This window comes from Marinobacter sp. UBA2498 (genome assembly GCF_002341575.1).
Taxonomy (GTDB): domain Bacteria; phylum Pseudomonadota; class Gammaproteobacteria; order Pseudomonadales; family Oleiphilaceae; genus Marinobacter; species Marinobacter manganoxydans.
The window spans coordinates 51,010-61,290 of record NZ_DDOI01000036.1; the positions used below are offsets into that span (position 1 = coordinate 51,010).

Annotated in this window: 14 protein-coding genes; 10 read left to right on the forward strand and 4 right to left on the reverse strand. The window is 58.1% G+C overall.

Annotated features, from left to right (window positions below):
• Positions 1-213 precede the first annotated feature (213 nt).
• Together B2W52_RS03960 and B2W52_RS03965 are read right to left on the reverse strand one after the other, a co-directional pair.
• Positions 214-537, reverse strand: a complete 324-nt coding sequence (locus B2W52_RS03960) for a hypothetical protein (protein ID WP_008176283.1) — start codon at positions 535-537, stop codon at positions 214-216.
• A gap of 226 nt (positions 538-763) precedes the next feature.
• Positions 764-1,801 carry an NADP(H)-dependent aldo-keto reductase gene (locus B2W52_RS03965; protein ID WP_008176285.1) on the reverse strand — a complete coding sequence of 346 codons (1,038 nt, stop codon included), beginning with the start codon at positions 1,799-1,801 and terminating at the stop codon, positions 764-766.
• Between the two features lie 126 nt (positions 1,802-1,927).
• On the opposite strand from B2W52_RS03965, the gene B2W52_RS03970 reads away from it, so the two are divergent.
• Together B2W52_RS03970 and B2W52_RS03975 are read left to right on the forward strand one after the other, a co-directional pair.
• On the forward strand, positions 1,928-3,136 hold the full coding sequence (locus tag B2W52_RS03970) for a glycosyltransferase family 4 protein (RefSeq protein ID WP_008176287.1): 1,209 nt from the start codon (positions 1,928-1,930) through the stop codon (positions 3,134-3,136).
• The gene (locus B2W52_RS03975; protein ID WP_062785572.1) at positions 3,102-3,650 is read left to right on the forward strand and encodes a phosphatase PAP2 family protein; all 549 of its coding nucleotides are present in this window, start codon (positions 3,102-3,104) and stop codon (positions 3,648-3,650) included. Before B2W52_RS03970 ends, B2W52_RS03975 begins: the two co-directional genes overlap by 35 nt.
• Here B2W52_RS03975 and dinB read toward each other — a convergent pair.
• On the reverse strand, positions 3,647-4,711 hold the full coding sequence (gene dinB / locus B2W52_RS03980; RefSeq protein ID WP_092030294.1) for a DNA polymerase IV: 1,065 nt from the start codon (positions 4,709-4,711) through the stop codon (positions 3,647-3,649). The two genes, B2W52_RS03975 and dinB, sit on opposite strands and share 4 nt — an antisense overlap.
• 115 nt (positions 4,712-4,826) lie before the next feature.
• On the opposite strand from dinB, the gene B2W52_RS03985 reads away from it, so the two are divergent.
• The 5 genes from B2W52_RS03985 to minE all read left to right on the forward strand — a co-directional run bounded on the left by B2W52_RS03985 (position 4,827) and on the right by minE (position 7,403).
• Positions 4,827-5,105: a DUF1244 domain-containing protein gene (locus B2W52_RS03985; protein WP_014576245.1), complete on the forward strand. Its 279-nt coding sequence runs from the start codon at positions 4,827-4,829 to the stop codon at positions 5,103-5,105.
• Positions 5,105-5,494 (forward strand): HopJ type III effector protein, encoded by a 390-nt coding sequence (locus B2W52_RS03990; protein WP_014576244.1) that lies wholly within the window; start codon positions 5,105-5,107, stop codon positions 5,492-5,494. The genes B2W52_RS03985 and B2W52_RS03990 overlap by 1 nt, the downstream gene beginning before the upstream one ends.
• Positions 5,491-6,258 carry a septum site-determining protein MinC gene (gene minC, locus B2W52_RS03995; RefSeq protein WP_286801438.1) on the forward strand — a complete coding sequence of 256 codons (768 nt, stop codon included), beginning with the start codon at positions 5,491-5,493 and terminating at the stop codon, positions 6,256-6,258. Before B2W52_RS03990 ends, minC begins: the two co-directional genes overlap by 4 nt.
• Positions 6,259-6,335: 77 nt before the next feature.
• Positions 6,336-7,148, forward strand: coding sequence for a septum site-determining protein MinD (gene minD / locus B2W52_RS04000; RefSeq protein WP_008176299.1), 813 nt, complete (start codon positions 6,336-6,338; stop codon positions 7,146-7,148).
• A gap of 3 nt (positions 7,149-7,151) precedes the next feature.
• On the forward strand, positions 7,152-7,403 hold the full coding sequence (minE, locus tag B2W52_RS04005; RefSeq protein WP_008176301.1) for a cell division topological specificity factor MinE: 252 nt from the start codon (positions 7,152-7,154) through the stop codon (positions 7,401-7,403).
• 41 nt (positions 7,404-7,444) lie between these two features.
• Here minE and B2W52_RS04010 read toward each other — a convergent pair whose 3' ends face one another.
• Complete coding sequence (locus tag B2W52_RS04010) at positions 7,445-8,452, reverse strand: DUF2804 domain-containing protein (protein ID WP_008176303.1); 1,008 nt, start codon at positions 8,450-8,452, stop codon at positions 7,445-7,447.
• A 137-nt stretch (positions 8,453-8,589) separates the two neighbouring features.
• Between B2W52_RS04010 and B2W52_RS04015 the strand changes: the two genes are divergently transcribed.
• The 3 genes from B2W52_RS04015 to B2W52_RS04025 all read left to right on the forward strand — a co-directional run.
• Positions 8,590-9,324, forward strand: a complete 735-nt coding sequence (locus B2W52_RS04015) for an START domain-containing protein (RefSeq protein WP_008176305.1) — start codon at positions 8,590-8,592, stop codon at positions 9,322-9,324.
• Positions 9,325-9,406: 82 nt separating this feature from the next.
• A complete protein-coding gene (locus B2W52_RS04020) occupies positions 9,407-9,898 on the forward strand; it encodes a CBS domain-containing protein (protein WP_008176308.1) in 492 nt (163 codons plus the stop codon).
• A gap of 24 nt (positions 9,899-9,922) precedes the next feature.
• Positions 9,923-10,281, forward strand: a 359-nt coding sequence (locus tag B2W52_RS04025; RefSeq protein ID WP_286801446.1) for a PIN domain-containing protein, incomplete at its 3' end; no start/stop codon positions are given.

Sequence of the window (10,281 nt, forward strand, 5' to 3'; positions counted from 1 at the left end):
AGAGTAATCTCCTTGCCAACCCGGCGAATCACCTCGTCAACACAGGCGTTCACATCATTTGATAACTGCCCTCTATCACCCGCCATTACCAAGCTCCTTATTGGCTAATCAGCATGTTAACGGAGATGATCACACGAGCATCGGGCACAGACAATGCGCCAGATCATGATTCTGGGGTTTGATGATACTGCCGGGTGCGGGGAATTGCGGGGTTCAGAAGTTCCACTTCAGGTTCAGGCAGGCACCCTCGTTCAGGAGCGCAATGCCATGGTCGGCCTGGGCCGGATCTGACGCATAATGCTTGCCGGAGTGCTTCGAACGGGTGAAGGTAAGGCTCAGCAGGCGGGAACCGATTTCGGCAAACGCATCGGAACTGTCCTCGTCAAAATCACCGGAAACCCGTTCCTGGATTTCGAAAATCTGCTCGCTGGCTGTCTTGCTTTCGACCTGTTCGAAGACGCGCTCGGATGCTTCGGCGCGAACGACGAAAGCAACAAGATTGAGAGCGAGTAACGCAACAAAGATTCGAATAATCATGACACTGCCTGAGACCTTTTTTCCGACACGGGAGTCTACGGATACCTTAGGCTTAAGTCTAATGATTAAGAGCCGGAAAAATGTGAATCTGCACACAAAGACGCCGACTTTTTGTCACGGCATCAGCATCTTTTTGTCAATTTATGATCCCCGATATTTCAGACTGTAACAGCACCCCCGGCCAGCGCCTCTCAGCCGGGGGTTCAAGCCAACCAAGCCGGCGGGCTCAGGGGCAGGGGTAGGTGAATTCCTGATGAATGGCCTCTATCGCTTCCAGTACCTCGGGGCTCAGGGTGACCTTTGCGGACCCTATGTTTTCCCGCAGCTGCTCCATGGATGTTGCTCCGATGATATTGCTGGTCACAAAGCTACGGCTGTTCACGTAAGCCAGCGCCATCTGGACCGGAGACAATCCGTTCTGCCGAGCCAGCTCAACATAGGCCTGGGTGGCATCCATGCCACGACTGCCGGTGTAGCGACTGAAACGCTCATACAGGGTCATTCTGGCTTTTTCAGGCCACTTGCCGCCCAGATATTTGCCGGAGAGCATGCCAAAAGCCAGCGGTGAGTAGGCGAGCAAACCGGCCTGTTCCCGGTGGGCAATTTCCGCCATCCCCACCTCAAATGAACGATTCAGGAGGTTGTAGGGATTCTGGATACTGGCCACTCTCGGCCAGCCTTTCTCGCCGGACAGACGAAGGTACTCCATGGTGCCCCAGGGCGTCTCATTGGACAGTCCGATGTGCCGGACCTTCCCGGACCGAACCAGATCATTCAGCGCTTCGAGTGTTTCCTCGATCGGCGTGAAAGATTCTTCCGGGTTGTGCTCGTAACCGAGCTTGCCGAAAAAGTTCGTGCTGCGATCCGGCCAGTGCACCTGGTACAGATCAATGTAGTCGGTCTGCAGGCGTTTCAGGCTGGCGTCGCAGGCTTCCATAATATGATCCCGGGTCAGGCGCGGACCATTACGCAGGTACTTCAGTCCGTTGCCCGGTCCCGCCACTTTCGACGCAATTACCAGTTCGTTGCGGTTGCCCCTGCTTGCAAGCCAGTTTCCCAGGTAGGTCTCGGTCAGCCCCTGGGTTTCCGCCCGGGGCGGCACAGGGTACATCTCTGCGGCATCAATAAAGTTGATACCCTCGGCGACTGCGTAATCCAGCTGTTCAAATGCTTCCTTTTCGGTGTTCTGCTCCCCCCAGGTCATGGTGCCCAGGCAAATCAGGGTAACGTCGAGATCGGTCTTTCCAAGCTTTCGCGTTTGCATATCGTCTCCGATTCGGTTCGGTTAACGGGTAAAGGGAATGTCACGGGAGTGTCGCATAACTGTCATGCCGGCTTTTCATAGTAGGGGCATGTCAAAGGAAGCACAGGAAACACCGTGACCGAGACCATGCAGGCCAACCGGCGCTCACAACACATTACCATTGTTTCGGAGACTTTTCCGCCGGAAATCAATGGCGTGGCAAACACGCTCAGGCAGCTTTGCCAGGGGCTGATGCAACGTGGGCACCGGGTAACGGTTATACGGCCGCGACAGCAGCATGAGCGCAAAGGCCACTTTGCCAGTGCTGGCGAGGCACTCTTCTCCCGTGAACATGTGGTGACCGGATTGCCGCTACCCGGGTACGCCGACCTGCGCTTTGGCCTCGCCCGAACCGGCCATCTGAAAAAGCTCCTGACCACTGACCGCCCCGATGCCGTCTACGTTGCCACTCAGGGCCCGTTGGGCGTTGCGGCGACCACAGCCGCAAGGCAGATAGGGATTCCGGTCAGCTCGGGCTTCCACACAAATTTTCACAGTTACAGCCGTTATTATGGCGTCGGCATGCTGGAGAGGCTGCTGTGCCTCTACGGTCGATGGTTCCACAACCGCACGGCCATCACCCTGGTGCCGACTCGAAAAATGCAGCAGACAACCCGCGCCATGGGTATTCCGGCGACCGGCCTCTGGAGTCGGGGCGTGGACTGTCATCGCTTTACTCCCCACAAGCGAGACAGCGCACTGCGGGAATCCTGGGGCTTACAGGCCAATGACCGCGCCATTCTGTATGTCGGCCGGCTTGCACCGGAAAAGAACCTTCGGATGGCGGTTGCCTGCTTCGAACGTATTCGCGGCCTTCACCCCCAGGCCAGGTTCATACTGGTTGGCGACGGCCCGCTACGGCGCCAGCTGGCTGAACGCCACCCCGATTACGTGTTCTGCGGCACCCGCCGGGGCGACGACCTGGCACGCCATTTCGCCTCAGGCGACCTCTTCCTGTTTCCGAGCAAAACCGACACCTTCGGCAACGTGGTGCTGGAGGCAATGGCCAGCGGACTGGGCGTCGTCAGCTTTGACGACGCCGCCGCAGCCGAACACATACGCCACGAAGAAAACGGCATGAAGGTGCCTCTGGACGAGGATGAAGCATACGTCGACAGCGCTCTCCGCCTGGCCGATCAACCAACCTTGCTGAACCGGATCAGGGCCCAGGCAAGGCTGGACGCTCTGGAACAGAACTGGAACTCGCAGATCGAACAATTTGAACAACTGGTTTTCAACCAAACCGCAAAGGCCGGATACCATGCCATCAACAAGCAAAGCATCTCGCTTCTTTGAACTGGCAGACCAGCGGGAAGTCGCTTTCTGCCAGTCTATTAACCGCGCTGTTCAGTTCCGGCCCGCCCTCGGGTATTTCCGACTGGTCAGCCGACTCGGCGACGGCTGGTTCTGGTACGCACTGATTCTGTTCATCCCCTTTCTCCGACCGGAATCCGGGCCAGGGCTGGCACTGCTTATGGCGTTGACCGGCCTCACCTGCACCCTCAGTTACAAGTTACTGAAGCGCTGGCTCATCCGTGAACGTCCATTTATATCCTTTCCCGCCATCAACTGCGGCACACCGCCCCTGGACCGCTACAGCTTCCCGTCCGGCCACACGCTGCACGCTGCCTGCTTTCAGGTCATGCTGACCGTGGCGGAACCGGCGCTGGCTCTCATCGTGCTTCCGTTTACGTTGAGTGTGGCGGCATCGAGGGTGGTGCTCGGCCTGCACTACCCCAGCGATGTCGCTGCCGGCGCCCTGATCGGTGGCCTGATGGGTTACGCGGCCATGAGCTGGCTGCACTTCTAATCGAACAGACGCAACTGGGTAACCGGCGCATCATCATTGCGGAAACGCACACCAAGACCCAGCAGCCGCACCGGCCGCTCCCGGTTAGTGACCAGCTCAGCCAGCAGTGGCAGATAATCATCCAGAGCCGGCTCTTTGACCTGCTCACGAACCCGCTCAAGGGTATGGGTTGAAAAATCACTGTAGCGGATCTTGATGAAGAGTTTGTGGATCGGTTTTCGGCGGGCCTTGCGCGACAGGCGAAGGTTGAGATCCGCAACCAGTGAGGCCATGACGGTCTGGCAGGCGGCCATATCTGGCAAATCCTGGGAAAACGTTCGTTCCACGCTTACCGACTTGGCAATCCGCGATACCACCACCGCCCGCTCATCCCGGCCGTGGGCCATCTCGTGGAGTCGATAGCCCTGCTTGCCGAACCGATCAATCAATACATCGGGCCCGAGCGCCTGCATGTCGCCGCAGGTCTTGACCCCCAGAGCATGCAGTTTCGAGGCGGTCACCTGCCCCACTCCGAACAGTTTTTCGACAGGCAACGCCTGCACGAAACTCCCAACGTCCTCAGGGCGAATCACGAACAGCCCGTCCGGTTTTTCCCAGTCACTGGCAATCTTTGCGAGAAATTTATTGGGCGCCACGCCGGCGGAAATAGTGATACCGACTTCCTGGCGCACCCTCTCCCGAAGGTGGCGAGCCATAAGCGTGGCACTGCCCTTGTGATCGGTCACATCGGAGACGTCCAGAAAGGCCTCGTCCAGAGAGAGCGGTTCCACCAGGTCTGTCAGTTCCCGCAGGATAGCCATCACCTGCTGTGAGACCGCCCGATACCGGCCCATATCTGTTGGCACCGTCACCAGCCCCGGGCAGAGCCGTCGCGCTTCGCTGCCGGGCATCGCCGACCGCACACCGTACGCCCGGGCCTTGTAATTGCAGGTAGTCACCACGCCCCGACCGCCATCGCCACCCACCGCCAGCGGCACATCCCGTAGGCTGGGATCGTCCCGCATCTCCACGGCCGCGTAGAAGCAGTCACAATCCACATGGATGATCTTGCGTTGTGGCATAATCAGAGGGCTCGCGTCGACTTTCTGTACATTTATACAGCCTTGTATCTTAAGCTAACATGCAGAGAATGTCAGGAACCCCAACAACCGGCGCATCAACCATTGCGAGGCCACCATGAGCAACCCGATTCCTGAAGCAGAACGCACCGAAATTGAAGCCGCAGCCTTCCGTAAACTGGTCAGGCATTTGCGCGAAAACACCGACGTCCAGAATATCGACTTGATGAACCTGGCGGGCTTCTGCCGCAACTGCCTGTCCAAGTGGTATCTGGCAGAGGCAAATGAGCGTGGTTTCGAGATTTCAGATCCCCAGGCCCGTGAAGAAATCTACGGAATGCCGTACGAGGACTGGAAGGCGCTCTATCAGACAGGCCCCAAGCAGGAACACAAATAATGAGCGTCAACGATGCCGTAAGGATTCACCTGGCATCCCTGGACGCTGGCCACGCCAGTTTCAAAGATTCCCTGGCCCTGATTGAACAGCACTTCGAGTACCAGCCCTGCGGCTTCCGCAATGGCCCGCTGGTAAATGCAGAAGGCGAGAATGCCGGCTCCTGCCGGATCTTTGGTCTGGGCCAGTACTGCAATCTGAGCGAAGTGGACACGCTCAAGCTGTTTGCCGAGCACTACCAACAGGTTCTGGACGATCCGACCGGCGAGAGCCACGGCAACATTCGCCAGTTTATCAGTACAGGATGGTCAGGCATCCGCTTCGAAGGCGTGCCACTGCGGCAGCGCCCGAACCCAACCGACAACATGACCAGGGAAGAGACTCCTTCATGAGCGATACCGCCACCTCCGGGGTAAAACAGGGTTTTCAGCTAAAAAGCGCCAGCGTGTCCATGACAGCCCTGGAGCTCTATTATTTTGACGACAGCGAATTTGAAGAAGTACTGCGAGACAAGATCAGCCAGGCACCCGGGTTCTTCAAGGATATTCCGCTGATCATCAGCCTTGAGAAATACCAGGGACTGGACAGTGAACTGGATTTTTTCAAGATGATCGGCACCTGCCGGCGTAACCACATCCATGTGATTGGCGTTCGCGGTGGCACCGACGACCAGCGCCGCCTGGCCCGGGGCGCCGCACTGGCGCTGCTGCCGGGTAACGGCCAGCGGGATCGCACCCATGAAGCCGAACAGGCGGCCGCGGCCGCGGACGAAGCGGAAGCGGCAGTTGTTGCAGCCTCGACAAGCGCTGCTGGTGACCCACCTCCGGCCAAAATCATCTCCCAGCCGGTCCGCTCCGGCCAACAGATCCACGCACCGGAAGGTGACCTGGTTATCCTGGCGCCGGTGCAGGCCGGAGCCGAAGTGCTCGCGGCGGGCAACATCCATGTTTACGGCCCGCTTCGGGGCCGGGCACTGGCCGGCATCCATGGCGCAGAATCCGCACGGGTTTTCTGTCAATCCCTGGAAGCGGAGCTTGTGTCCATCGCGGGACACTATAAAATCTCCGAAGATCTTCAGGACAATGGCTGGAAAAGCGCTGTGCAAATCCAGCTCAGGGACGACCTGCTGGTGGTAACGCCACTGGACAAGGCCTGATTTTGGAGCTGAATACAATAACTTGACCGGATAATTCGGCAGACACGACGAATCCACCGAGAAACAGGAACAGAACCTTGGCTAGAATTATTGTCGTTACCTCAGGAAAGGGCGGCGTTGGCAAAACCACCACCAGCGCCTCGATCAGCACCGGCCTTGCCAAGCGAGGCCACAAGACAGTAGTCATCGATTTTGACGTGGGCCTGCGTAACCTGGACCTGATCATGAACTGCGAGCGTCGCGTGGTGTACGACTTCGTAAACGTGATCCAGGGCGAAGCCTCCCTGAACCAGGCGCTGATCCGCGACAAGCGGGTCGATACCCTGTACATCCTTCCGGCCTCCCAGACCCGGGAAAAGGAAGCACTGACCAAAGATGGCGTCGAGAAGGTCATCAACGAGCTTTCCGAGACCTTCGATTACATCGTCTGCGACTCCCCCGCTGGCATTGAGCATGGCGCGCTGATGGCGCTGTATTATGCCGATGAGGCAATTGTGGTCACCAATCCCGAAGTATCCTCCGTCCGGGATTCGGACCGCATTCTGGGCATTCTGCAGAGCAAATCCCGTCGAGCCGAAATGGGGCAGGATCCGGTCAAGGAACACCTGCTCCTGACCCGTTACAACCCGTCCCGTGTCGAAAAGGGCGAGATGCTGTCCGTGGCGGACGTAGAGGAAATCCTCGCGATCCCTCTGCTGGGCGTCATTCCGGAAAGCCAGATTGTTCTGAACGCTTCAAACCAGGGTTTGCCGGTTATCCTCGAAGAGGACAGCGATGCCGGCCAGGCCTACGATGATGCGGTTGCACGCCTTCTGGGAGAGGAACGGGAACACCGTTTCATGACGTCCCAGAAGAAGGGTTTCTTCTCACGGATGTTCAAGGGGGGCTAAGGGATGAGTTTCCTCGATTACTTCAAGGGTAAAAAGAAGAACACCGCCAGCGTGGCCAAAGAGCGCCTCCAGATTATCGTGGCTCACGAGCGGGGCCAGCGTGATCAGCCGGACTACCTGCCCCAACTGCAGCAGGAGCTGCTGGAAGTCATTCGCAAGTACGTTCAGATCAGCGACGACATGGTTCAGGTTGAGGTAGACCGCAACGAGAGCTGCTCGGTACTGGAGCTGAACGTCACGCTACCGGAGCGATAACCCGCTTTATCTGGCCTGTCCCGGGTGGGACAGGCCATTTCTTACCACCTCGCAAAGTGGTCTTCCATCAGGCCCCGCAGACCTTTAACCTCAATTTTTCCGCCAGCCTCATCCGTCACCGTTCCACTGAACGAGCCCACGTACTGCCGGAAGTTGGATGCCAGTACCCAGGCGTCCAGTTTTTCCTTGCGCACACCAGCGGGGACAAAGTGCAGATCGACCCGACCATCCTCCGTACTCACATGCCAGTCGCCGCCTGGTTGATAGCGATCAAAACGGAACCTTGCCGCGCCCAGTTTGTGGCAGACACCATCCAGCCAGAGCGCATTTTCTGTCATTCCCGTCTCATTGACCCCTGCGGCAAGGTTCAACCCCACGGACCGGCCATCCGCAAGCTGGCCAGCCAGGCAGGCCCAGTTCCAGGCTGTTTCTCGGCGCATGAAGCCACAGCTCCAATCGATGGATCCCCGAGTCTGCTCGTCGCAGCGCCAGATACGATGATCCCAGCGCACTTCCCCTTCCACCGGCAAGCCTGCCGACTTGCGGGTAAATACCCAGCCATTGTAGCCGGCCGGGCATACCAGCCGGAGCGGGTCCCGATCCTCTGAAAGCGTCAGTTCAATACGGATACCTCCCGGGGCCGAGACCGTAATTGTCCGGCCATCCGCGGAAGGCGCAATTCGCACGGCTACGTCGCCCTTGCTGAACCTTGTCACCCCTTCCTCTGGCCGGGGCTCAATGCAGGTTTGCCGGGCCAATGGCTGAAGGAAAGACTGCTCCAACATCTGGCCAGTCTCGAAGTCATAGAGATAGAAGAATCCGCTGCCCAGCAGTTTCAGATCCACCACCGCCAGACCAAACACCCAACCCGGGCCCATGGCGCTGACAAACTGGAACTGGTTGAACCGCCAGCGTCTTGCCAGCTTTGAACGCGGGCGGTCCATCACCGTACGCAGGTCATAGTCCAGATAGTTGATCTCTTCTACCGGTTCATCCAACAGTCCCGGAATCACCTGCCCTTTGCCGTTGATAAGTTTCTTAATGGTCATAGTCGTCGTCAGATCGGGCCAATTTCGGTTACCAAATCAACAGGTCGCTACCTGGTTCACAATCCACTGTTTCCGTGGCCATGCCGGCAAAAGCCCCATGCTAGACTCGGCCCACCATCTGCAAGGAAGTGTACCCTATGAGAAAGAGCATAGCCCATGGCATTACGGGCTGGGCCTCGGTGCTCAGTGGGCTGGTCTGTGCGTTGCTGGTGTTTGCCGTTGCCGCCAGTGCCCGTGCTGAACTGCCCAGTGAAAGCGACGAGGCGTGGACGCTACGCAAGGAAGCCGATCACATCCGGGTCTATACCATCGAGCAGCCAGGCTCCAGCTTCAAGGCCTTCAAGGCCGTGGCGGTGCTCGACGCGCCTATCGAAAACCTGATGGCTGTGATGGCCAACCCCGGTTCCTGCATCGAGTGGGTGCACAACTGCACCGAATCCCATGGGTTTGGCAATGGCGTGTTTCAAGATCGCTTTGCCTATTCCGTGAATGACATGCCCTGGCCGGTTACTGACCGCGACTATGTCCTGCGCATACGCACACGGGGTGATCAGGCCTCCGGTGAGATCGTCATGGATCTGAACGCCATGCCCGATCAGCGGGCGGAAAACAGCAGCCGGGTGAGAGTCGATCGCTCGGACACCCTGTACCGGTTCACACCAGAGGGGGAGAGCACCCGGATGGTGTGGGTCCAGCACACGGACCCCAACGGAGCGCTACCCGGCTGGCTGGTGAACTCCCTGCTGGTGGATATTCCCGTGAGGTCGATGGAAGCGCTGGAACGCGTTGCCAACAGTAAAAAGTACCAGGGGTACCAACTGGTTTATGACGAGCAGGGCCAACTGACCGGCCTTCGCATGAACAAACCCTGAGTCCCGGCGCACAGTAAGGGATGACGCGCGGAGTATCACGCGCTAAGCTTTATGAAAGGACTCTAGAAGGCAGCCCAGATCAATGACCGTTCTCGCCTACGAGATCATGACACCCAGCATCAAGGCCGTCCCGCAATCCTGGACCATGGACCGGTTGGCCCGCTTCCTCACCGACAACGAGATAACCGGCAGCCCCGTCACCGATGACGACGGCGAAATTGTCGGCATTGCCACTCTTAAAGACATCACCGAATTCCGTTGGAACGCCACGCGCTCCGATGCGGACCGGCATCTGACTCCCGAAGAGCGGGAGGAAGCCCGACGCCTGCGAATGGTGATCTTTGAGGAAATGGGCAAGGTGCCGGTAGAAGTCCGGGACATCATGACCCCCATCGTTTTATCGGTTGACGAGAAGACGCCGGTGCGCGACATTGCGAATATCATGATGCGCGAGCACCTGCACCGGATTTTTGTCACCAATGATTCAAAAATTACCGGCATCATAACGACTTACGATATGCTGAAAGTGATCTCGGATGAGGAACTCACGCAACGCTGCGCCGATAACGACTGAGCCACCAGAGAGGTAGCGCCACTTATGCCCAGAGCACCGCAAGCTCGCCGAAAGATGTACGTCCTCGACACCAACGTCCTGATCCACGACCCGAACGCCCTCCTCAACTTTGAAGAACACGATGTCATCATCCCGATGACGGTCCTCGAAGAACTCGACAGCCTCAAATCCGGCAAGCAAGCCGTGGCCGCTGACTGCCGTCAGGCCATCCGCAACATCGATAAGTTGCTGGGCGATGCCAGCCCGAAGGTGATCGAGAAAGGTGTTCCCATCGTGCGTGGCAAGAAGGCCGAACCCCTGGGCACTCTTTCGATCCTGATGAGCACCGGTGACAGCGGCAACCACTCGCTGCCCGAGCACCTGAACGACAACAAGATCATCAA

Bases quoted from the DNA above. Each gene is read 5' to 3' on its own strand.
- B2W52_RS04015 (WP_008176305.1), top strand. From the start codon at position 8,590: ATGAGAAAGAGCATAGCCCATGGCATTACGGGCTGGGCCTCGGTGCTC.
- B2W52_RS03990 (WP_014576244.1), top strand. From the start codon at position 5,105: ATGAGCGTCAACGATGCCGTAAGGATTCACCTGGCATCCCTGGACGCT.
- minE (WP_008176301.1), top strand. From the start codon at position 7,152: ATGAGTTTCCTCGATTACTTCAAGGGTAAAAAGAAGAACACCGCCAGC.
- dinB (WP_092030294.1), bottom strand. From the start codon at position 4,711: ATGCCACAACGCAAGATCATCCATGTGGATTGTGACTGCTTCTACGCG.
- B2W52_RS03985 (WP_014576245.1), top strand. From the start codon at position 4,827: ATGAGCAACCCGATTCCTGAAGCAGAACGCACCGAAATTGAAGCCGCA.
- B2W52_RS03970 (WP_008176287.1), top strand. From the start codon at position 1,928: ATGCAGGCCAACCGGCGCTCACAACACATTACCATTGTTTCGGAGACT.
- minC (WP_286801438.1), top strand. From the start codon at position 5,491: ATGAGCGATACCGCCACCTCCGGGGTAAAACAGGGTTTTCAGCTAAAA.
- B2W52_RS03975 (WP_062785572.1), top strand. From the start codon at position 3,102: ATGCCATCAACAAGCAAAGCATCTCGCTTCTTTGAACTGGCAGACCAG.
- B2W52_RS03960 (WP_008176283.1), bottom strand. From the start codon at position 537: ATGATTATTCGAATCTTTGTTGCGTTACTCGCTCTCAATCTTGTTGCT.
- B2W52_RS03965 (WP_008176285.1), bottom strand. From the start codon at position 1,801: ATGCAAACGCGAAAGCTTGGAAAGACCGATCTCGACGTTACCCTGATT.
- B2W52_RS04020 (WP_008176308.1), top strand. From the start codon at position 9,407: ATGACCGTTCTCGCCTACGAGATCATGACACCCAGCATCAAGGCCGTC.
- B2W52_RS04010 (WP_008176303.1), bottom strand. From the start codon at position 8,452: ATGACCATTAAGAAACTTATCAACGGCAAAGGGCAGGTGATTCCGGGA.